Genomic DNA, 22311 nt, shown 5'->3' with positions numbered 1-22311 from the left:
GACGGGGTCGGTCGTCGCGATTCCGACGGGCGCGCAGGCGGGCGAGCACACGCAGACGGACACTCGTGAGCAGACCGACCTGGAAGAGATGATCCTCGTCGTCGCAGACGCAGACACTGGCGAGCCGATCCTCGTCGTCCCGGTCGAAAACGGGACGCGAGTAACACTCGCGTACAACCATAGCGTCGAGAAGACGCCGGTCCACGACGTGTACGCCGTCAACGGGAGCGAGTTGGAGATGGTCGAGATGCGGTTCCAATCGTACGGCGCGGGACTTCCGGCCCGAGCGAACGTCACCCGCGAGGATGGCTGGTTCGTCTTCGACCCGGAGGGAAGCTACGCGAGCATCCCGATCGCACCCGGCGACATCGCGGGCCACGAACTCGTCGTCGGTGAGCAACGCTACGACCTCGTCGCACTCTCGGGTGGCGAGTCGGTCGAACTGTTCGTCACCCAGCGGTGTTCATCATGAGCGACACACTCACCGAGGAAGAACAGGAAGAGCTCGTCCAAGAGCTCGAGCATCGGCGCAGACTTCGAGGGACGGCAGCCATCGTCACCTCGGTTATCGCTATCGTGTTTTCCGCGTTCCAGATGTGGCTTGCCGCCCGTGGCTTCATCTTCAGGGTGACGCTGCCAGTGGTCGGTGAGGTTCGAATCGCGGCGCTCCAGTTGTTGCAGGTGAACGCCATCCACGTCACGTTCGCCCTGCTATTGACCTTTCTGCTGTTTCCGACGACGACCGGACGAGGATTCTTCACGCGACGGTTCGGGCAGATCGTTCCGTACTTCAGGGAGCGATTCGGATCAGACAACCCTCTCACGCGCGGTCTCGCGGGCGTCCGACGAGGCGTTCGGTGGGCGATGATCGACCGCGACAGGACGCGGATTACGCCCGTCGATTTCGTGATGATGGGGATAGCGATACTGTCTGTCTCCTACATGCTCACCGATTTCGGTGAGATTCGTCGGATGCGGGCGCTCGGTCTGGGGTTTGGACGGACGATTTCTGAGGTGTATCCGTTCCTCTCGCCGGTCGTCGAAGCGATCTCTCTCCTCGGGATTCCACTGAACGAGGTGTCCTACGCCTTCGTCCTCGGTGCGCTCGGTGTCCTCCTCGTACTGGATGCGACCCGGCGTGCGCTCGGCTTGTATCTGATGACTATCGTCGCGCTGTTCATCGTCTACGCGCGATGGGGGTATCTCATCCCCATCGACGCACCCGTCGTCGGCGTGCTCTCGATCCCGCCACTCGACTGGAGTTCCATCGTCCAGAACCTCTGGTACAACACCGAGAACGGCGTGTTCGGGATTCCCGTCACGGTGAGCGTTCGGTTCATCTACATCTTCATCCTCTTCGGCGCGTTCCTGGAGATGAGCGGCGCAGGCCAGTGGTTCATCGAGCTGGCCTACGCCGCGACCGGGCGGCGCAAGGGTGGTCCCGCGAAGGCGTCCATCCTCGCATCGGGCTTCATGGGCACCATCAGTGGGTCGTCGATCGCAAACACGGTGACGACGGGTGCATTCACGATCCCGCTGATGAAGCGATCCGGCTACCGGTCGGAGTTCGCGGGCGCGGTCGAAGCCTCTGCGTCCTCCGGCGGGCAGATCCTCCCACCAGTGATGGGGGCGGCAGCGTTCCTCATCGTGGAGTACACGCTGACGCCGTTCCGTGACGTGATCATGGCGGCGGCGATTCCGGCGGTCGTCTTCTTCTTCGGCGTCTGGGTGATGGTTCACCTCGAAGCGTCGAAAGAGAGCATCGGTGGACTGGCAGACACGGAAATCGTGACGCTTCGTCCGCATCTGCTGCGTGGCTGGTTCTATCTCGTTCCACTGATACTGCTGCTCTACTACCTCATCATCGAACGTCTCTCCATCGAGCGAGCGGCGTGGTTCACGCTGATCGCCATCGGTGCCCTCATCGCGCTCGTCGCCGCGTACAACCGGAGTTCGAGGGTTCCCCTGCTCGGCACTATCGCAGGGGTGGTCGTCCTCCAGTTCGCCGCATTTTCGACTGCGGGCGTCGGAATCGTCTCGCTGCTCGCTGGCGGCGGTGGCGCGGGTATGACGACTGCTGGCGCACTGGGTGCGGTTGCGGGACAGCTCGGCTGGATCATCCTCGCGGTGAGTATCGTCACCCTCGTCGCCCGGCCACTCGAAGACGCGCCGCTCCTCGATTTCGACGGCCAGGTCGATAGCGCGGTGGCGAAAGGGGCGAAGGCACTACAGCGACCGCGACTCGCCGACAACAAGGCGTTCCAGTACGGCGGGTTCGTCCTCAAATCGATGGACTCGGGGGCACGAACTGCGACCACGGTGGTCATCGCTGTCGCTGCGGCGGGCATCATCCCCGGCGTCATCAGCGTCAGTGGTCTCGGGCCGAACCTGACCGCACTCATCCGAACCGTGAGTGGTGGTTCCATCGTCGTCCTGCTGGTGCTCACCGCCATCTCCTCGATCATCCTCGGGATGGGGATGCCGACGACGGTGACCTACATCATCCTCGTCTCGATGCTCGGCGACGCCATCGCCGGATTCGGTATCCCCATCCTCTCGGCACACCTGTTCATCCTCTATTTCGGCGTCATCGCAGACATCACGCCCCCGGTGGCTGTGGCCGCCTACGCAGCCTCCGGGATCGCTAAATCCGACCAGTTCCAGACAGGGGTGGAGGCGTTCTCGCTCTCGCTGAACAAGGCAATCGTTCCTTTCGCGTTCGTGCTGACGCCGGGCATCCTCCTCCTGCGCGGGGTTGGAACCGGACAGGAGGTTCACGTCATCGGTCTCTCCGACGTGACCCAACTCGGTTATTTTATCCCCGAAGTGCTGATACCGGTCGCAGGGGTGTTCGTCGGGGTCATCGCGCTCGGTGCGACCGTCATCGGGTATCTCTATACCGACGTGAGTCGAGCAGACAGGACGTGGTTCGCGCTCTCGGCGCTCTTGCTCATGGCACCGCTCTTGCTGTTCAACACCGTCGTCGGTCTGTTCGGTCTGGTCGGACTGCCGACGTTCGATCCGGGGTCGTTCGACCTCGTGCTCCGGGCTGTCGGCGTGGTCGCCTTCGGCGCGCTGGTGCTCAAAAACCGGCGACGGGCCGACCGACTGGCCGCCGAAGAGCCCGGAGCGACCGAAGTTGCCTGACCGAATCCACCCTTCGAGTCTCTCTTCGATCATCGACGAGCGCGAGTTCGTTCCTCACAGACGACCTCGAATTCGGGTTCGTCACCGATAACCGAGACTCGTCACGACGAAAACGAATCCGACGAGGATGGTGACGAGAATACCGATAGCGAGACGGTGACGAGCGAACGCCGAAGGAATGCTGTTCACTTGGAGTGCGAGGTAGACACCGAAGACGAGAAAAGACAGTCCGAAGACCAACAGTAAGACGCGCTCGATGATCGACTGCTGGGACATCACTAGAGAGTCGCCGTTCGATGATAAATAGCCCATTACTGCCGAGATACTGTCCCAACCAGCTATCGATGTAACTCACGTTTCGATGGAAAGTGCGCCCGCGCGGCGTTCATAGCATGGCACGCGACAAACGGCACACGGGCGCACTGGAAAGTACGTTTGGGTCGCTGTTAGGTCTATCGCTATGATAGCATGGCGACCATTCGGAAACGAACACAGTTCCGTCGAGAGGTTCGTGACAACCCTACAGATGTCAACGAAAGGTAAGGCGAGTCAGAACGGGAGCGAATCGAAGATGCCCAGTTCGACTGCGTACAGTGCGGCGGCGGCGAGCCACGACTGGAAGATGAGCGTCCCGAGTGCCGAGAGGACGATGAACTCCCAGTCGCGCATCTCCGCGAATCCGGCGGGAACGGTGAGCATCCCCCGAGTGAACAACAGGGCGTTACTCACCGGGACGACGACGCGACCCCATCGCTGGAACCAGCCGTCGAATCGGTTGATCGACGATTCACTGACCCGGAACCACGGTTTTTCGAGGAGATACTCCCGACCGCCCCGCTTCGCCAGTAAGAACAGGGCGTACTGGCCGATGGTCGCACCGATGACGGCGACGAAGATGACGATGGCGATACTTCGAACGTCCTCCGGCGACGCGATCACGTGAACCGCGACGGGAACGAGGCTCTCGCTCGGTGCGAAGTACAACAGCATCGCACCCTCCAGGATGAGGATGAGAAAGAGCGCCATGAGACCGTACTGGTCTAACCACTGTCTGGCGAGTTCTTCGTCACCGAACACGAAGAGGAGGATACCGACGAGGGCGGCGACTGCGATTCCGGCGACGAGCAGTATCACACCGTAGTCGGCGACGAACGTCCGCAGCGACCGTGAACCGGGAGCGAACGAGAGGATAGCGACACCGAATATCGAGAGGGCGAACAGGGCGACGGGTATGGACGGCTCGATTGCGACGAGCGAGGCGAACTTCATCAGATGCGAGTATTGATGTGATGGAGTAAATGCGTTGTGACCCATCGATGGAACGACGCGGTTTTGGGTGTTCCACGGGTACGACCTGTATGAACCCCATCGAGCGCCCTCGCCGTCTTCGCCGGGACGGCCTCCGAGAACTGGTTAGCGAGACGAGCCTCGACGCGAGCGACCTCATCGCACCGGTGTTCATCGACGCGACGACCGACGAGCGAGTCGCCATCCAGTCGATGCCGGGACACGAGCGAGTACCGATCGACGAGAGCGTCGCCCGTGTCGAAGAAGTGCTGGAAACAGGCGTCGAGACCGTGATGGTGTTCGGCATCCCCGAATCGAAAGACGACCGGGGTACCCGCGCGTGGGCCGACGACGGCGTCGTCCAGGAGGCCACGCGCCGAATCATGCGAGAAACAGACGCGACGGTCATCACCGACGTCTGTCTCTGCGAGTACACCGAGCACGGTCACTGCGGGGTGCTGGAGGACGAGGCGGCGGACGACCCGCGACTCACCGTGAAGAACGACGAGACGCTCGACCTCCTGCAGAAGATCGCTGTCTCGCACGCCGAGGCCGGAGCCGAGATGGTCGCACCCAGCGGGATGATGGACGGGATGGTCGGCGCGATCCGCACCGCGCTGGACGACGCGGGCTACTCGGACGTTCCCATCATGAGCTACGCTGCGAAGTACGAGAGCGCCTTCTACGGCCCGTTCCGCGACGCGGCAGACGGCGCGCCAGCCTTCGGCAACCGGCGCCACTACCAGATGGATCCGGCCAACGCGCGGGAAGCCATGCGCGAAGTCGCCCTCGACGTGGAGCAGGGCGCGGACGTACTGATGGTCAAGCCCGCGCTCCCGTACCTCGATATCGTTCGGGACATTCGGCAGGAGTTCGACCACCCTGTCGCCGCGTACAACGTCTCCGGGGAGTACGCGATGCTCCACGCCGCCGCCGAGAAGGGGTGGTTGGACCTAGAGGAGACGGCACTGGAGTCGCTACTGTCGATAAAGCGCGCCGGGGCAGATCTGATCCTGACTTACTTCGCAGAAACGATCGCCGAATCACTGTAACCAGGTGAGAATCAAAGATCGACCAGCGGAAGATTTTATACCAAAATACAGAAAATAAACCCGGGATGACCGATACTCGTTTCAGCAGGATGCCGATTCGTGACGAGTTCAAGCGAGGGGTAGTTGGAGGTGTACTTCTCGCTGCCATCTACATCAGCGGCTATCTGTTCCTCTATCAGTTCGTGACGGCCGATGACGAATCCGCGTGGAGCATCGGTACGTTCGGACTGAGTACTGGTCTACTACCAGAGACGATTCATCTTGGATTCCTCGTCCTTCCGGGATTCGTCGTGAGTGTCGCCGTCGTCGGTTTCCACCGATGGCATTCGTCTGAACGAGACCGACGCACTGACGCTTCCCTCTTGCTCGTTCTGATCATGATACCCGTACTCATCGGTGCCGTCGTCGGGATTGGACTCTCGCTGTTGGTGTTCGGTCGGTTGCTGTTCTCAGGCGGCATCGGAGAGGTGGTGTCGTTCGTACTAGTTCTTATTCTGACGCTGGCCGTGATTCTCGTCAACGGAGTAGTGATGTTGGCAGCCATCGCAATCGGTGCGCTGGCAGGATATCTCGTCGTCGGAACGATGTCGGCTATCCTCGAGTTTAGCACGACCGACGGGACCTGAAGAGGGTTCAAGTCCTCCTCGTGGCTTACCAGGGGAAGCGGGGATCGAGTTCGCCTTCGATTCGTGACCTTTTCAGTTCGTGTCCATCCTCACCAGAGGTTAACACCGGGTGTGGACCGTACGCGGTGAAGAAATCGAAGTATTTCTCGTAGCCTTTGTGGGTGTGCGGATAGAACGGTAACCGCACGTCTTGTTCCTCGAACACCCATTGCGTGAACCGTGGGTTCAGATTCTGGTTCTTCTTCCATTCGCCACCGTTAAGCAGCCCTCCCTCCTCGAACTCGGTTTCGTCCTGCTTCATTTCTTCGACGTAGAGGTAGTGTTTCGGGTATCGACTGCTATCCCAGACCCGGGCGAGTTTCGTTCCGTCGCTCATCAACACCAGTTCCAAGAAGGTGTACATCGTCGGCGGGCGGTAAGCCACTAGTCTGTTTCCAAATCTCCAGTTGAAATCATGGAGGGTTCGTTCCCGCGGTCTCCACGGTTCGGACGGAGAAGGTCGCCAGTCGTCGCGCGCATTCCCGGTAATAGGACAGGATGCCAGACGAGCGGCGGATCGACGATTGTCCAGAAATCTGCAGTTAGAACGGCTACTTTCTGCCCAATTTACAACCTTATACAGACGATATGCGATAATAAATCGAGCGTTCGTCCAAGGCCAATGGCAATAAACTGTGTTCTTCAACAATCAATCTTATAAGGTAGACTACTGTCGTGTTATATCGTGATGCGAAATACAGACGTTGTAGAAGATTTGATTTTCGTGGACAGTCGTCCAGATGATATGGTGATAGTGCCGACGAAGGAGGTAGAGGAGTGAGCGATCCGGTCATGCTCGCGCAGGGAACGAGCGACCTCGAAGTTCTCGCGGAGGGAATCAACCTCCTGTGGGTGCTCGTCGCCACGTTTCTCATCTTCTTCATGCACGCCGGGTTCGCCATGTTGGAGGCCGGACAGGTGCGCTCGAAGAACGTCGCCAACCAGTTGACGAAGAACCTTCTCACGTGGAGCGTCGGCGTTCTGGCGTTCTTTCTGGTGGGCGCAGCGGTCTCGAACGTCGTCGGCTATCTGACCGGCGCAGGCGGAGCGTGGACGCTCGGTGGCGAGTTCGGGACCGTCCTCGATCCCGGTGGCGTCAACGCGTGGGTCGATTGGTTGTTCGGCGCGGTGTTCGCGATGACCGCGGCGACCATCGTCAGTGGTGCCGTCGCCGGGCGGTGTAAGCTCCGCACCTACGTGACCTACACCGTCTTGCTCGCAAGCGTCATCTACCCCGTCGTCGTCGGATTCACGTGGGCGGGCGGTATCCTCGCAACCATCGGGTTCCACGATTTCGCTGGCGGCATGGTCGTTCACGGCATGGGTGGTGTCGCCGGACTGACCGCGGCGTGGGTCGTCGGGCCGCGTCTCGGTCGGTTCGACGACGAGGGGAACGCGAACGTCATCCCCGGTCACTCGGTGACGTTCGCCGTCCTCGGCACGCTCATCCTCGCCTTCGGCTGGTACGGCTTCAACGTCGGCACCGCCGCGACGGTTCTCACCGTCGAAGACGGGTCACTCTCACTGGCCGCATTCGAAACGGTCGGTCGGGTCGCACTGGTCACGACGCTTGGGATGGCCGCCGGTGCGATCGGAGCAGGGGGGGTCTCACTGCTCCGCACCGACAAGGTAGACACCCTCTACGTCGCAAACGGCCTGCTCGCCGGACTCGTCGGCGTCACCGGCATCGCCGACGAAATCGTCTGGCCCGGCGCACTCGTCGTCGGCTTGCTGGCCGGGGCACAGCTCCCCTTCGTCTTCGAGTTCGTCGAGAAACGATTGCACATCGACGACGTGTGTGCAGTCTTCCCGGTTCACGGGTCTGCCGGAATCCTGGGAATGCTCGCCTATCCCTTCGTCGCCGTCGGAACCTGGCAGAGTTTCAGCGTGGGAGGTGTGCTCTCGGGACTCGCAGTACAGGCCACTGGTGTCGTCCTCATCGCCGTCTGGACCGTCGCCACAACCAGTGCCGTCTTCGGTGGTGCGCGTGCGCTCGGACAGGCTCGCGTCACCCCCGCACACGAGCGCGAGGGACTCGACGTGGCCGAGCACGGCGTCGAAACCTATCCCGAATTCGGTGTCGGCGGGCCGGGAGACGTCTCTACCGACCGATTGCGCGCGGATGGCGGCCGCGTTCCGAACGACGGCGGAATAAAGCTCGTCACCGCAATCGTTCGCCCCGACCGACTCACGAAGGTGAAGCGGGCGCTCGCCGACATCGGCGCGCCGAGTCTCACGGTGACGAACGTCAGCGGGCGCGGGAGCCAACCCGCCAAACTCGGCCAGTGGCGCGGCGAGGAGTACGTCGTGGATCTCCATCAGAAGGTGAAAGTCGAGTGCGTTGTCGCCGATATCCCCGCAGAGGACGTTATCGAAGCGATCCGTGACGCCGCGAACACGGGCGAACCCGGCGACGGGAAGATATTCGTCGTCCCCATCGAGGACGCCTGTCAGGTTCGAACTGGGAAACGGGGGACGGAGGCAGTATAGGAAGGAAAATTAAGCAACGTAGAAAAGGCGATGGACGATGTAGCAAAAGAACGAGTAGGTCGCTGAGACGGAAACGAACGCTAGTCCGACCGTAGCGTTTTCTCCGTCCACTTGATGGCGTAGCTGACGCCGTGGTCGCGGTACGCCTGCGTGTCGAGTGCGGCGAAGGGTGGTGGCGGTTCGATACCGTGTTTGATGGCGCTGCAGGCGAACTCGGCTGCGTCCGTGAAATCGGTTTGACCGCTAGCGACCTCACGGGAGATGGTTTCGAGTCGCGGTTCGATTCGTTCGCCTGCGTCCTGCCACGCTTCGAAAAGGCGTGGGTGGGTGCCGTCCCAGTCGGCGAACACCTCACGGGTATGCAGTCCTTTGGAGGCGTCGTGGAGAGCAGCCGCGAGCTGGTACGTGCTTCCCGAATCGAGTGGGACGGCGTCGGCGAATCTCGGGTACTGCTCCCCGAAGAATTCGAGGAAGTGTTCGGGAAGTTCGAGACCGACCTCGACCAGCGCCTCCGCCAGCAGGAAGTCCACGAAATCCTCGGGTGATCCCTGGACGCGCGCCTTCACGAAGAGGACGGGTGGGTCGGTCTGGCGTGTCCACGCGACGCTGCCGTCGCCCGGCATCCCGACCACGAGGTCGGTTCCCGCATATCGCCGGAGGAGTTCGGGAGCGTCGTCCGGAAGCCACTCGTCGGGGGCAGAGAAGGGACGGATATCGTCCGTCAAGAATGCGAGATCGTCCCGCACTGGAACCGGGAGCGTCTCGAAGTCACGATTGCAGTCGAGGACGAGCGAACCGGGAGCGTGTTCGTCTCGAACCGCCGCCACGTCGTCCGGAAGCGTTCGTTCGCTGAACATCAGGCAACGAGCCAGAAGTTGGCGATGACAGCGATAGCAGCCAGTGCTGTCAGTCCGACGGTACCGATGACGACTTTCGTGGGAGTGCTCATACCCCATGGTTTCCACTCGAACGCTTAAAACCTGCCTACTCCGGTCGAAACCCCTTCGTTTCCACTCGAAATTCGTTATTTCCGGTTGATTCGAGCCTGCTCGAACCGACGCGATCCAGCCGGATCGACGGAGAGATAGCTGTCCACGTCAGTCGGCGCGTGTCCCCACCCCGACGTCGGATTCGCGGGCGATCTGTTTCCATTCGCCCGTCCAGAATCGGAATGTGTTGACGGCGGCACGGAAGTACATATCGCCCAGGATGGCAGCGTAGACGCCGAGCAGGCCGAGACCGATGCCCGGTGTGAACGACCAATCGCCGAGCGAGAAGAGGACGACTCCCGACGGAACTGCGAGGAACGAGACGGGGAGTTTGTAGAGGTACGTTCCGGCGAACGTTCCGTACAGGGGCCATCTCGTGTCGCCTGCTCCCCGAAGACTTCCGCGCATGGTTCGGGACACGCTGAACGCCGCGACGCCGAGACCGAACACCTGGACGAGCTCGACGGTCAGATCGAGATTGGCCGTGCCGAAACCGCGAGCGATGGGTCGGGCCGCCACGATGAGGATGGCGGCGAGGAGCAACTGGGTCGTCAGCGCGATACGGAGGGTCTGCCAGCCGTACTCGTCGGCCTCGTCGTTGTTACCCGCACCGATGCTCTGTCCGACGAGCGTACTGGAGGCCGTTGAGTAGCCCCACGCAGGCATCAGTGCGAGGAGCATCACCCGCCGACCGATGGCGTAGGATGCTACGACACCGGTTCCCAGGGTGCCGAGCACGAAGAGGAATGGGAACCGACCGAGCGTCCGCGAGAGTCGGGTTCCTGCGAGCGGGAGTCCGACGCGGACGATCTCGCTGGCGATGGCGGTATCCCACTGTTTGCCGCCGAGGCGGAGTCGAACCGAGTAGCGCCCGGAGAGCAGGACGGCGGTGAACAGCACTGCCGCAAGCGTGTTAGCGATAGCAGTTCCCCACGCCGCGCCCGCGACGCCCATCGGATCGAACGGGCCGAGTCCGAAGATGAGAACCGCGTTCAAGAGGATATTCGTCGGGAGCGTGAGTAGTCGGATGTACATCGGTGTCCGGGTGTCGCCGCTCCCCGCGAGCGCGCGGGCGGCGATCATGCTCCAGAAGCGAAACGAGACGGAGAGCATGATGATCTTGAGGTAGAGAGCACCGAGTTCGATGACGCGCGGGTCGTCGGTGAGCACGTCGATCATCGGTTCCGCGTAGAACCACGTGGCGGCTGTCATCGGCACCGCGATAACGAGCGAGAGCCACAGCGATTGCTTGATAGCGAAGTTCGCTTTCGCGTGCTCGCTTGCGCCTTTGAACCGGGAGACGACGCTGATGGTTCCGCTCGTGAGTGCCAGCGAGAGGCCGAACGGAATGAAAAAGTATTGGAAGCCGAACTCCAGTGCGGCGACCGCGTTCTCGTCGAGGGCGATACTCACCATGAAGAAGTCGGCGACGCGAAGCAGGGTTCGCATCCCGCCAGTGACCATCACTGGAATAGCGAGGTCGAACGCCTCCTCGCCTTTCTCCCGGTCGAGCAGTCCGAGACTGGCAAGGGCGGCGGGAAAGAGAAAGAGCACCCGCTGAACTCGTCGTCTCGCGTCACCCAACATTCGTTCGTGGCTCGAAGTCCGCACTAAAGGCTCTTGGCAATCCGGCTATCGGTTCGTTTCTGTTCGTGGTTCATTTCGACTCTCGATTCGTTCTATCGAGGCTGTTTTCAGCTCAAACGAGAGGAGAACGAGGATCCGATGAAAGGGGGGTAGTTTCGGGTGGAACTGCATACGAGGTGAAATGGTTTCGGTGGAATAACACGGAGATGGCGAAACCAGTGCATATAACAGGAAATTCATGGTGGAAACCCACCAGAACGAACTAATTAATTATTAATAGTTAATTATCTAACATTCGGTTATGGGGTACGGGGGAGACAAATCTGACACGAAAAAGAGTGAACGGACAGAGGAAAGCAAACGAGCGGATGCCATTGTGAAGAGCGTTCTCGACCGAACGGAATCAGTTAAGAAACACCTACTCGAAGGAGTGGAATCGATTCTGATGCACTGGGAGCTCGTCTTCATCAGTATCATCGTAGTCGTAACCATTCTCTCGGTGATATACATCGCGTGGCCCGCGGGTAAATTCATGCTTACCGACGCAGGCGCAGATCCGGATCCGAGTCTCGATGCGAACTACAATGGTACCACGACGATCGACTACGTTTACAACGTCGAGGAGTTCGACCTCGTCATCAACTGTACGACGGACGTAGAGTTTCTTCCGACGAGATCAGACGCATACGACTGTCGGTATCAGTTCGTTTCCGTTGGAACGAACCAACCGAAGGCGTTCAACAACACGACGCTATCTATCTCTCGAATCAACGAAACCGCACCGGAAGTCATCTGGGCTCGGTGGATGCGCGACATCGACGAAGATACTGACGATGAGATCGTCTCGTCGAACGTCGTGCTCGCAAGCTATCTCGAACGAACGAACAATTCGAGTGGAAACGAGACGTACATCGCAGGCGAGTTCACGGTTCGGGCACCAGCAAAAGAAGGTTACCACGAGTTGCTCATCGCACCCGACCCGCGACTCTCGGGAACCACGTGGTACGAATTGAATCGATCCACGAACACCGTGAGAACGTACGACCCGATGAAGATCGCCGAGATCAGGTATCGGAGAGTCGTCTTTCCGTTCCAGTTTCTGGTGGTTTTCGGTGTGGTCGTCGCTGCTGGACAGTTAAGTGTGAGTCTCGGAGAGCGGTGGCACTCGAAATACTCGAATCGGTCGAGGCAGGACGGAAAACGAGCGAAACAGGACGAAGATCGAACGAAGCGAGAGGAGGAGCAAGCGAAACGATACGAGGAGTGATCGAAATGAAGAGTAAAACCTCCATCGTACGTCGCAAATCGTACATCCCACTCGGGATCACTGGTTCGCGGATTTCGACCACGAATCGGAGACCTGGATCACGTACCGTCCGTTCTCCTTGAGTGCGATGATGTACTCGTCGCGTTCGTACAGTTCCATCAAGTTGAGTTCGTACTGGCCGGGTTCGACGACCTTGATGCTCTCGAACTGGCTGTTGAGTTCCTCGCGGAGTTCTTCGAGGCTGGGTTGGGCGTCGCCCTGTGGTTCGACAACCGTCCCCTCTTCGTCCGCCGGTGGCTCGGGAAGTTCGTCGTCTGTCACGACGTCCGAGCGCGCACTCGCCTGTGCGCGGTCTTCTCCCGGTTCGACGTCCGACTCTACAGTCGAACTGTCTGCTTCGGTCGTCTGTTCGGCGTCGGCTGCTTGCGTGCCTTCGGATTCAGACGACTGCGCTCGGTCGGCCCGAGATGGTCGCGTGGTATCTTCCTTCGTCGTCTTCGAATCATCGCGCGACCCCACCCAATCTCGGACGGTCGACGCTGCACGACCGACGGCACCGGAACTCGAATCCGAATCGTGGGTCGATTCGGATTCCGGATTCGATGCGGCGTTCGCACTCGCTCCGGTCGCCGTAGAGGCCTTGGTTTCGTCTGGAGACACCCCGGCAGGCTGGAACTGGAACTTGTTACCCCCGCACTCCGGACAGCCCGAGAGCATCTCCTTTGACCCGTCGGCGAACGTACGCCCACAGTTCGTACACTTGTGCGGCATTATTTCCGAGAGATGAGGGCACTGATGAGGTTCTCATCCTTGTGAAGCGTCTCGATCTGGTTTGCGGGACCGATAACGGTGAGTTTCGAACCAGTCGATTCACGACCCATCAGACGACCGAGCAGCCCGCTGTCGGAGGTCTGCGAGCGCGGATACGTTTCGATCTCGATACCACTGAACTCGTCGGGACTGATCTCGGTCATCGTCACCTCGATGAGTTTGCTCTCCTCGTCGGGGGAGAGTCCCTCCTCCAGGATGACGATGTTTCCGTCACGGACACCGTCCAGTATCATCCGGATCTTCTCCATACTGGTCTTTCCCGACATCCGTTCGCCACCGATGAGGTCGATTTGGACGCCGTCGTCTGTTTTTTTCACTTCTGGCATCGAGATCACCCGAAGTACTCCGCGATCTTCGTGTACACTTCGTCCATGTTGTCGCCTTCCAGCGCCGAGAGCGGAATCGTCTCGTGCTGTGGATAGGCATTCCGGATACGCTGGACGCTCGAATCCTCGAGGTCGGTCTTGTTCGCGAGGATGAGAACCGGCAGATCCTGGCTTTCGATGATGCCGATGAGCATCGTGTTCACCTGCGTGAACGGGTCGGTGGAGCTGTCGAGCACGTAGATGACGCCGTCGACGTCCTCCCGAAGCCAGTGCATCGCTTCTGCGACACCCTCGGTCGCCTCGCGAGAACGGCGTACCGCGTCCTCTTTGTTCATGTCGTGTTCGAGGAACTCCTCGTAGTCGACCTTCGTGGTGACACCCGGCGTGTCTACGATGTCGATGGTGACGGTTCTCCCGTTGCGCTCGATCTCGACGTTCTCTTTTCTTCGCGCGCGTCGTGTTTCGTGTGGGACGTGGCTCTCCGGGCCGACGGCGTCACCAGTCCAATCACGAGCAATGCGGTTAGCGAGCGTCGTTTTGCCCGCGTTCGGTGGTCCATAGATACCGATCCGTTTCGGCTCTTCTGACGCGAAGAGCTTATCGGTCACACGTGTAATACTTTGCCTGAGACCTGTAAACAATCCCATCCTATTTCCTCCCAGACCTCGGCTGTCGGATAATCACACCAGAGAGGTCTACTATCGGGTGATTATACCGAAGACGCGAGGCTGTTGAAAGTAGAACTTTACGCCATTCACTTAAACCTACGTCAGACAACTCTTGACACAAGGCACCTGTTCGACCATAGGAGACTCGAAGTGATATGGTGACAAAAGTATTAAGATTCCGTAGCTTTGGTGGAGTTAGCAGCGATAGTTGAACTGATGGCGGTGGTGAAATTGACTGTGGTGAGGTGGGATCATGGTAGTAGAGTGGTAAGGAGGTGAGGTGATAGTGGGAATGGAGTCGATGGCGGTGATGACGATGATGGAGCTGGCGAAGATGACAACGATGATGACGATACCAGACGTTGATGGGTGCGACTTCAGGGTATCGTGATGGCTGGCGGTCAGGAGAAGGTATTTCGCGGTTCCTGATATCTCGTTGACTCGAAATCGCTAGACACCCACCCCCTCGTTTCAGGTGGAACTAGTGGAATGTGGGTGCTAGTGTGTTAAGTGAAGGTAAGTTACACCCAGGATTCCCTTCTAGAAAAATCTTTGCTCTAGTTTGCGGATATTGTTTCTTTGGCATTGTGATAAAGGTTCCTGTTCTAGTTTCCCCTCTCACCCTACCCACCCTTTCTCGTGTTCCACTCGAAACAAAGGGGTGGGGGGGTAGCTTCGTTAGTGGCTACCACGTGCCACACTCTCGTGTTACTCCTCGAATTGTGACAACTGATTTGGATCTAACGACACGATCTCGTCCCGTATTTCGTCTCCAGTCGTTATTCGAGACTACTATTCCGAGACTACTAATCCGGGACAGCCATCGTCTACTATCCCCTCCATCCACCCGTCCTGTGTCCTTACGGCACGACGAGAGTTGGAAGATAGCATCCCCTATCGGTCATATCGTCCTGCGTTCCACTCGAAATAGGGGGGTTCGAGTGGGTGAACTGATTCGAATGCGTATTCCGAGTTCGAGTAGACGTGGTGCCTTCGGATGGATGGGCCGACCTGGAATGAGCGAGCCTCGGCAGTCCGTTCCACTCGAAACAGACGGGTACCGGTACGAAACGGAGAGAACTCCCGATCGAGAATTATTCACGAAATATATCAATATCTGAAAACATCACTTGATGGAAATAACACTGGATACGAGATTCTTCAGGTACCGGACGAAAGAGGACGAACAGCTCCGAGAAAATTCGATTTTGAGACGCCTCAAAAATATCAAAAAAGATGACTTTACACCCGAACTGATGTCATCTGAACGAATCGAAAGCTTCGATTCGACGTGAAACAGTGGCCAGAACGCGTGTTTTATCCATCATCCGGTGAATGAGAAAGATTTTAATACTCTGCTGTACCTTTTGTTCATCTGCATCAACTGGACGCGCTGACGCTTCTATTGGGTACGAATCGGGGCGTTCTCCCCGACGTGACCCCGTCTCTCGCTACTCAGCGCGATAACTCCAGTGGAAACGAAGGGGTAGTAGTCGACGTATGCCAAACGAAAACACCGATCCGCCGGACGATTCAGACCACGCGAACAGTGGGTTCGAGGGCGTCGATCTGGATGAGGTCGTGCTAGACGACACAGGCGAGGGCAACCAAGGGTTGTTCGACGACCTGCTCAGCGGTGAGCCGATCTTCGAGAACAAAGAGGTTCTCCGGCCCTCGTACACACCGCACGAACTTCCACACCGGAAAGAGCAGATCAACCGGATGGCGACCATCCTCGTCGCTGCACTTCGAGGTGAGACTCCCTCGAACATCCTCATCTACGGAAAGACGGGAACCGGGAAGACCGCGAGCGCGAAGTTCGTCAGCCAAGAACTCGAACGCACGTCACAGAAGTACGAAGTTCCCTGTGAAGTCGAGTACATCAACTGCGAGGTAACCGACACACAGTATCGCGTGCTCGCACAGCTCGCCAACAAGTTCATCGAGAACAACCACATCGATATCGACGAGAAGACCGAGAAGCTAGAGGAGATCCGAGAAGACGTGGAAGCCGATCCGACACAGATCGAGAACACCGACTACTCCTCTGTCGACGAAATCGACGATCGGATCGAAGAACTCGAAGACGATGCCGATGAGATGGAGTCGGTTCCGATGACCGGGTGGCCGACCGACCGCGTGTACAACACCTTCTTCGAGGCCGTCGATTACCGAGAGCGAGTGGTCGTCATCATGCTGGACGAGATCGACAAACTCGTCGAGAAGTCGGGTGACGACACGCTATACAACCTCTCGCGGATGAACTCGGAACTCGAAAACTCGCGCGTATCCATCATGGGTATCAGCAACGACCTGAAGTTCACCGACTTCCTCGACCCCCGCGTCAAATCGAGTTTGGGTGAGGAAGAGATCGTCTTCCCCCCCTACGACGCGAACCAACTCCGTGATATCCTCCAGCACCGTGCCGATGTGGCGTTCAAACCGGACGCTCTCTCTGACGACGTGATTCCACTGTGTGCTGCGTTCGCCGCACAGGAGCACGGTGATGCCCGCCGCGCGCTCGACCTTCTCCGCACTGCCGGTGAACTCGCCGAACGCGATCAGGAGGAGTTCGTCGAGGAAGGCCACGTCAGAAAGGCACAGGACAAGATCGAACTCGACCGCGTGGTCGAAGTCGTCCGCACCCTTCCGACGCAGTCGAAACTCGTCCTCTACTCTACCATCTCCCTCGAAAAGAATGGCGTTCACAACATCAACACGGGTGAAGTGTACAACGTCTACAAACATCTCTGCGACGAGATCGACGCCGACATCCTCACCCAGCGCCGCGTGACCGACCTCATCAGCGAACTCGATATGCTCGGTATCGTCAACGCAGTCGTCGTCTCGAAAGGTCGCTACGGCCGCACGAAAGAGATCAGCCTCTCGGTTCCGATCGACGAGACCGAGGCCGTCCTCCGTTCAGACTCACGGCTCGGGAACATCGAGAACTTGCAGCCGTTCATGCAACAGGCGCGCTTCGACAGCTAAGCGAAGATCCGAGGTTCTCCACCCGAAACACTCCCCCCTTTTAGCTGAATTGAGGCGCTAAGCCCCCTTCCTCAGCGAGCGCCGACCGAAGGGAAGGCGCGAGCAGGGAGGGGATACAGCGCCGCACAGTTCTCATATACGATTCGGTAGCAGGCCCACAGACCCACGCAGTCGCAATGTTTTTGCAGTAGGATAGCATAATATTGACCGAACCTAATGGAGTATGACCTCGACTCGGGAGCGCACTCGACGTATTCCCTGCACTACCACCTGATACTCACCACGAAGTATCGGCGCGGAGTGCTAACCGAGGAGCGAACCCAATTCATCCACGAGGTCATCAGCGGGTTCACGGACAACTACGGTGTCGAACTGACTAACCTCGACGGCGAAGACGACCACATACACATCCTATTCCGAGCGAAGCCAACCACAGACCTCGTGAAGTTCATCAACACGGTCAAGGGCGCGACAGCCCGCCGTATCCGCAACGAGTACGTGGACGAACTGAAGACCGACCTGTGGGGCGACTCGTTCTGGAACGACTCCTACTGCCTCATCTCGACGGGGCAAGTGTCGTTGGATGTGCTGAAACAGTACGTCGAGAATCAACGCGAGTAGCGCCATGTACTACGCCTACAAGTACCGTCTCAAGCCGTCCGACGCCCATTTCGAGGAGTTGGACCGCCACCGAGACACTTGTAGGCAACTGTATAACCACACACTCTACCGCCTCAACGAGTACCAAGACGAACACGGCGAACTGCCGTCCAATGACCACGCTTCGGTCGGAGCTACCCGACCTCAAGAAGTGGTGGGACGGCCTCTCGGACGTGTACTCGAAGGTTCTCCAAACCGTCGTGGAACGCCTGTTCGACAACCTCAACGGCCTCTCCAAACTCAAGGATAACGGCTACGGTGTCGGTCAACTCAAGTGGAAGCCACCACGGGAGTTTCGTAGTTTCACGTACAGTCAGTCTGGCTTCAAGCTCGACAAGAAGGGCGGTCAGACTGTGCTGTCTCTCTCGAAACTCGCGGACATACCGATTCGGCTTCACCGACCCATCCCCGGCGATGCGACAATCAAACAGGTCACGCTCAAGAAGGAACCGACGGGCGAGTGGTTCGCCACGTTTGGCGTCGAAATGGACCGTGAACTACCCGAGCCGCCCGAGAATCCCGTAAAGTGCATCGGCATCGACGTAGGGATTCTCAAGTACGCCCACGATACCGACGGCACGGCGGTCGAGTCACTCGACCTCTCCGACGAACGTGAACGCTTGGAGCGCGAGCAACGGAAGCTCTCGCGGAAGTAACACGGCTCTGCCAACTACGAGAAGCAACGGCGTCGGGTCGCGGAGTGCCACGCCGACATCCGACGGAAGCGCCGCGACTTCTTGCACAAACTCTCGGCGTACTACGCACGGGAGTACAACCTCGTGGCGGTCGAAGACCTGAACGTGAAGGGAATGATGGAATCGCCGTCGAACAGCCACAACACCGCGTCTGCCGCGTGGCGGACGTTCCTCTCGTTGCTTGAATACAAGTGTAAACGAGCAGGAACGCACTTCGTGGCGGTCGAACCAGCAGGGACGACCAAGGAGTGTGCGGTGTGCGGCGTTTCGACGGATAAGCCGTTGTGGGTTCGTGAACACTCCTGTCCTGCTTGCGGGTTTGAGGCGGACAGGGACGCGAACGCGGCGTGGAACATCCTTTCTCGCGGCCTCGAAGACGTAGGAGTGGGACACTCCGAATCAACGCCTGTGGAGACTGCGCTCCCTGCGGATACGCCTGTATCTGCACAGCGCGTCGTGGAAGCAGGAAGCCTACCCTCAAGGAGCGAACGGCGTCAGCCGTGAGCGAGTAGGGGAGGTAGTTCACACGATCCGTTCACCGTCGTCGTCGTACACTTTGATGGCGTCCACAGGACAGACGCGGGCGGCCATCTCGGCGTCGAACTCCGCACCCTCGGGCACTTCGCGCACGAAGATATCTTCTTCCTCTTCTTCGCTTTCTAGCAGGTCGGCTTTCCCGTCGTCTCGATTCTCGACGAAGGCATCCCACTCGGCGGTACACTGATACATCCCGGTGCACGTGTCGCGGTCGAATTCGATCTTCATATCCGAAGGTCGGGTGGGAGGGGTGAAATGATTGACGGAGCACCCGACAGTTTAAACCAGAGGACGCGCCAAACGGAGGTAATGACCGGATTCGCATCGCGCACGCAGGGTGAGCGTGCGTGAAAGTCGCCGATTTGACGGGATTACCCGACGGCGTCCCCGAACACTTCGAAGCGCAAGGTATCGAGGAACTGTATCCGCCGCAGGCTGAGGCAGTCGAGGCGGGCATCACCGACGGCGAGAGCGTCGTTGCCAGCATCCCGACCGCCAGCGGGAAGACGTTCATCGCCGAACTGGCGATGCTCTCCAGCGTCGCTCGCGGCGGGAAGGCGCTCTACATCGTCCCGCTCCGCGCTCTCGCCAGCGAGAAGAAGGCAGAGTTCGAGGAGTTCGAACAGTACGGCGTCTCTATCGGTGTTTCGACAGGGAACTACGACAGCGATGGTGATTGGCTCGCGACGAAAGACATCATCGTCGCCACGAGCGAGAAGGTAGACTCGCTCGTTCGTAACGGCGCGAAGTGGGTAGACGACCTCTCCTGTGTCGTCGCGGACGAAGTTCATCTCGTCAACGACGCACATCGTGGTCCCACGCTCGAAGTCACGCTCGCCAAACTTCGGCGTGTCAACCCGAACCTCCAGACCGTCGCGCTCTCGGCGACGGTCGGAAACGCGGACGAGATGGCCGACTGGCTGGATGCCACACTCGTCGATTCGACGTGGCGACCGATCGACCTACAGAAGGGCGTTCTGTACGGCCAGGCTCTCCACTTCGACGACGGCACCCAGCGGGAACTCCAGCGTGGAAACGAGAAGGAGACTGCCGCACTCGTCCGTGACACGCTCGGCGACGAGGGGTCATCGCTCGTGTTCGTCAACTCCCGGCGAAACGCGGAGGCCTCGGCGAAGCGACTCGCGGACGTGACGAAATCTTCTCTCACCGACGAGGAACGACGAAAGCTCGCCGAGGTCGCAGACGAGATTCGGGACGTGAGCGACACCGAGACGAGTGACGACCTCGCAAACGCCGTCGAAAAGGGGGCAGCGTTCCACCACGCCGGATTGGCGAGCGAGCACAGAAAGATCGTCGAGGACACGTTCCGAGACCGATTGGTGAAAGTCATCAGCGCGACCCCGACGCTCGCAGCGGGTGTGAACACGCCGAGTCGGCGCGTCATCGTCCGTGACTGGCGGCGCTACGACGGCGACGTCGGCGGGATGCAACCACTCGACGTGCTCGAAGTTCACCAGATGTTCGGACGGGCGGGCAGGCCGGGTCTCGATCCCTACGGCGAGGCCGTGCTCATCGCCAAAAGCCACGACGAGTTGCAGGAGCTGTTCGATCAGTACGTCTGGGCTGACCCGGAGCCCGTCCACTCGAAACTCGCAGCCGAACCGGCACTCAGGACACACATTCTCGCGACCGTCGCCTCCGGCTTTGCCGGTTCGGAAGACGAACTGCTGGATTTCCTCGAACGAACACTGTACGCGACTCAAACTGACGAAACCGGTCGCCTCGAAACGGTCACGCAGCGCGTACTCGAATATCTCGAACGAAACGGCTTCCTCGAGCGCGACGACCGATTGCGGGCGACCGGTCTCGGCCATCGCGTCTCGCAACTCTATCTCGATCCGATGAGTGCCGCCGAGATCATCGACGGACTGCGGACGGCAACGGGGAAACCGACCGCGATGGCGCTGTACCATCTCGTCTCTCGAACACCGGACATGTACCAGCTCTACCTGCGATCGGGTGACCGAGAACGCTATACGGAGATCGCCTACGAGCGCGAGAAGGAGTTCCTCGGGTCGATGCCATCCGAGTTCGAAGACCACGCATTCGAAGACTGGCTCTCGGCGCTGAAGACCGCCAGACTGCTGGAAGATTGGGCGAGCGAACTTGACGAAGACCGCATCACGGAGCGCTACGCCATCGGTCCCGGAGATATCCGTGGGAAGGTCGAAACGGCGGAGTGGCTGCTGAACGCGGCGGAGCGACTCGCCGCCGAACTCCAGCGGGACGAAGCCGAAGGGATCCCGTCGGAGACGACCACCGCCGTCCGTGAAGCGCGAAAACGAGTCGAGTACGGCGTCGAAGAAGAACTCCTCGACCTCGCGGGTGTTCGTAACGTCGGTCGGAAACGTGCTCGTCGGCTGTACGAGGCCGGGATCGAATCGCGGGCCGACCTCCGCGAGGCGGACAAGTCGGTCGTCCTGGGTGCACTTCGCGGGCGGCGCAAGACCACCGAGACGATCCTCGAAAACGTCGGGCGGCAAGACCCGTCACTCGACGATGTGAAGGCCGACGCAGACGCGAAAGCGAGCGCAGCAGCAGCCGATTCGGCGGGAAGCGACGGAGGTCAGCAGAGCCTCGGTGATTTCGAGTGAGGCTGGTCGAAGGACGAATCGAGATCAACGACCTCGACGCCTTCCTCGCTCGATTGGGGGCGATCGGAGAGGAGTTCAACTGCGCGGTACAGGCCTTCGATGCGCGCTACGTCGCGGGCCGAAAACATCTCGAATCGGCGGTCGAACACGCGAACCGCGCGTTCGACCGCGAGGAGAACGTCGCCCGTGACCGCGCTGTGGAGATATTGCTGTATGCCGCAGGCCGCCGTCAGATAAACCAGGCACTCGAAATGGGTGTCTCGGAGGGCGAACAGCCGGTCGTCGTCGTGATCGATGCTGAGCAAGGTGGAATGGATAAGCAAGAGCAGAAAGCAGCAGAAGAAGTCACCCAGCTGCTCGAACCCGCCGAGACGCTCGGCCAGACAGACCGCGAGCGACTGTTCGAGTTCTTCGACATCTCGGAGCAAGAGCTGACCGCGACCGGGGCCACGCTCACCGACCTGGTCTGCGAGCGGGTCGCTCTGCTCGAAGTCGAGAAGTAGT

Annotated in this window: 20 protein-coding genes and 1 pseudogene; 11 read left to right on the top strand and 10 right to left on the bottom strand. The window is 59.4% G+C overall.

Features of this window, described 5'->3' with window-relative positions; genetic code table 11:
• Positions 1-88 precede the first annotated feature (88 nt).
• Both ACR3FE_RS12225 and ACR3FE_RS12220 read left to right on the top strand, forming a co-directional pair.
• Positions 89-472, top strand: a complete 384-nt coding sequence (locus ACR3FE_RS12225; RefSeq protein WP_458207558.1) for a DUF1850 domain-containing protein — start codon at positions 89-91, stop codon at positions 470-472.
• Entirely contained in the window at positions 469-3147 is a 2679-nt protein-coding gene (locus tag ACR3FE_RS12220) for a TRAP transporter permease (protein WP_458207407.1), read from the top strand. The genes ACR3FE_RS12225 and ACR3FE_RS12220 overlap by 4 nt, the downstream gene beginning before the upstream one ends.
• A gap of 81 nt (positions 3148-3228) precedes the next feature.
• Here ACR3FE_RS12220 and ACR3FE_RS12215 read toward each other — a convergent pair whose 3' ends face one another.
• Both ACR3FE_RS12215 and ACR3FE_RS12210 read right to left on the bottom strand, forming a co-directional pair.
• Positions 3229-3423 carry a hypothetical protein gene (locus ACR3FE_RS12215; protein WP_458207406.1) on the bottom strand — a complete coding sequence of 65 codons (195 nt, stop codon included), beginning with the start codon at positions 3421-3423 and terminating at the stop codon, positions 3229-3231.
• 273 nt (positions 3424-3696) lie between these two features.
• Positions 3697-4416: a DedA family protein gene (locus tag ACR3FE_RS12210; RefSeq protein WP_458207405.1), complete on the bottom strand. Its 720-nt coding sequence runs from the start codon at positions 4414-4416 to the stop codon at positions 3697-3699.
• 89 nt (positions 4417-4505) lie between these two features.
• Between ACR3FE_RS12210 and hemB the strand changes: the two genes are divergently transcribed.
• Positions 4506-5486, top strand: a complete 981-nt coding sequence (gene hemB / locus ACR3FE_RS12205) for a porphobilinogen synthase (protein ID WP_458207404.1) — start codon at positions 4506-4508, stop codon at positions 5484-5486.
• A 65-nt stretch (positions 5487-5551) separates the two neighbouring features.
• A complete protein-coding gene (locus ACR3FE_RS12200) occupies positions 5552-6112 on the top strand; it encodes a hypothetical protein (RefSeq protein WP_458207403.1) in 561 nt (186 codons plus the stop codon).
• Between the two features lie 25 nt (positions 6113-6137).
• Here ACR3FE_RS12200 and ACR3FE_RS12195 read toward each other — a convergent pair whose 3' ends face one another.
• Complete coding sequence (locus ACR3FE_RS12195) at positions 6138-6536, bottom strand: hypothetical protein (RefSeq protein ID WP_458207402.1); 399 nt, start codon at positions 6534-6536, stop codon at positions 6138-6140.
• Positions 6537-6943: 407 nt separating this feature from the next.
• Here ACR3FE_RS12195 and ACR3FE_RS12190 point away from each other — a divergent pair, with 407 nt between their 5' ends.
• Positions 6944-8641 carry an ammonium transporter gene (locus ACR3FE_RS12190; RefSeq protein WP_458207557.1) on the top strand — a complete coding sequence of 566 codons (1698 nt, stop codon included), beginning with the start codon at positions 6944-6946 and terminating at the stop codon, positions 8639-8641.
• Between the two features lie 80 nt (positions 8642-8721).
• On the opposite strand, the gene ACR3FE_RS12185 is transcribed toward ACR3FE_RS12190, so the two are convergent.
• The 3 genes from ACR3FE_RS12185 to ACR3FE_RS12175 all read right to left on the bottom strand — a co-directional run bounded on the left by ACR3FE_RS12185 (position 8722) and on the right by ACR3FE_RS12175 (position 11217).
• A complete protein-coding gene (locus ACR3FE_RS12185) occupies positions 8722-9498 on the bottom strand; it encodes a DUF7089 family protein (RefSeq protein ID WP_458207401.1) in 777 nt (258 codons plus the stop codon).
• Positions 9498-9590 (bottom strand): hypothetical protein, encoded by a 93-nt coding sequence (locus tag ACR3FE_RS12180; protein ID WP_458207400.1) that lies wholly within the window; start codon positions 9588-9590, stop codon positions 9498-9500. Before ACR3FE_RS12180 ends, ACR3FE_RS12185 begins: the two co-directional genes overlap by 1 nt.
• Positions 9591-9738: 148 nt before the next feature.
• The gene (locus tag ACR3FE_RS12175) at positions 9739-11217 is read right to left on the bottom strand and encodes an MATE family efflux transporter (RefSeq protein WP_458207399.1); all 1479 of its coding nucleotides are present in this window, start codon (positions 11215-11217) and stop codon (positions 9739-9741) included.
• 445 nt (positions 11218-11662) lie between these two features.
• Here ACR3FE_RS12175 and ACR3FE_RS12170 point away from each other — a divergent pair, with 445 nt between their 5' ends.
• Positions 11663-12484 carry a hypothetical protein gene (locus ACR3FE_RS12170; RefSeq protein WP_458207398.1) on the top strand — a complete coding sequence of 274 codons (822 nt, stop codon included), beginning with the start codon at positions 11663-11665 and terminating at the stop codon, positions 12482-12484.
• A 57-nt stretch (positions 12485-12541) separates the two neighbouring features.
• Here ACR3FE_RS12170 and ACR3FE_RS12165 read toward each other — a convergent pair whose 3' ends face one another.
• The 3 genes from ACR3FE_RS12165 to ACR3FE_RS12155 are packed head-to-tail and all read right to left on the bottom strand — an operon-like array spanning position 12542 to position 14288.
• Entirely contained in the window at positions 12542-13255 is a 714-nt protein-coding gene (locus tag ACR3FE_RS12165; RefSeq protein ID WP_458207397.1) for an OapC/ArvC family zinc-ribbon domain-containing protein, read from the bottom strand.
• A complete protein-coding gene (locus tag ACR3FE_RS12160) occupies positions 13255-13641 on the bottom strand; it encodes a DUF2073 domain-containing protein (RefSeq protein ID WP_458207396.1) in 387 nt (128 codons plus the stop codon). Before ACR3FE_RS12160 ends, ACR3FE_RS12165 begins: the two co-directional genes overlap by 1 nt.
• A gap of 5 nt (positions 13642-13646) precedes the next feature.
• Entirely contained in the window at positions 13647-14288 is a 642-nt protein-coding gene (locus ACR3FE_RS12155; RefSeq protein ID WP_458207395.1) for an Era-like GTP-binding protein, read from the bottom strand.
• Between the two features lie 1521 nt (positions 14289-15809).
• Between ACR3FE_RS12155 and ACR3FE_RS12150 the strand changes: the two genes are divergently transcribed.
• The 3 genes and pseudogenes from ACR3FE_RS12150 (at position 15810) to ACR3FE_RS12140 (ending at position 19167) form a co-directional block, all read left to right on the top strand.
• Positions 15810-17300, top strand: a complete 1491-nt coding sequence (locus ACR3FE_RS12150) for a Cdc6/Cdc18 family protein (protein WP_458207394.1) — start codon at positions 15810-15812, stop codon at positions 17298-17300.
• A gap of 216 nt (positions 17301-17516) precedes the next feature.
• Positions 17517-17921: an IS200/IS605 family transposase gene (gene tnpA, locus ACR3FE_RS12145; RefSeq protein WP_458207393.1), complete on the top strand. Its 405-nt coding sequence runs from the start codon at positions 17517-17519 to the stop codon at positions 17919-17921.
• A 4-nt stretch (positions 17922-17925) separates the two neighbouring features.
• A pseudogene (locus ACR3FE_RS12140) lies at positions 17926-19167 on the top strand (RNA-guided endonuclease InsQ/TnpB family protein).
• Positions 19168-19177: 10 nt separating this feature from the next.
• Here the strand turns inward: ACR3FE_RS12140 and ACR3FE_RS12135 are convergent.
• The gene (locus tag ACR3FE_RS12135) at positions 19178-19420 is read right to left on the bottom strand and encodes a ferredoxin (protein WP_458207392.1); all 243 of its coding nucleotides are present in this window, start codon (positions 19418-19420) and stop codon (positions 19178-19180) included.
• A 119-nt stretch (positions 19421-19539) separates the two neighbouring features.
• Between ACR3FE_RS12135 and ACR3FE_RS12130 the strand changes: the two genes are divergently transcribed.
• Complete coding sequence (locus ACR3FE_RS12130) at positions 19540-21807, top strand: ATP-dependent DNA helicase (RefSeq protein WP_458207391.1); 2268 nt, start codon at positions 19540-19542, stop codon at positions 21805-21807.
• Positions 21804-22310 (top strand): KEOPS complex subunit Cgi121, encoded by a 507-nt coding sequence (gene cgi121, locus ACR3FE_RS12125; RefSeq protein WP_458207390.1) that lies wholly within the window; start codon positions 21804-21806, stop codon positions 22308-22310. The genes ACR3FE_RS12130 and cgi121 overlap by 4 nt, the downstream gene beginning before the upstream one ends.
• Position 22311 lies beyond the last annotated feature (1 nt).

The organism is Haladaptatus rarus (assembly GCF_054177585.1).
Note: the sequence above shows the minus strand (reverse complement) of the source record. Positions and strands in the feature narration are given on the sequence as shown.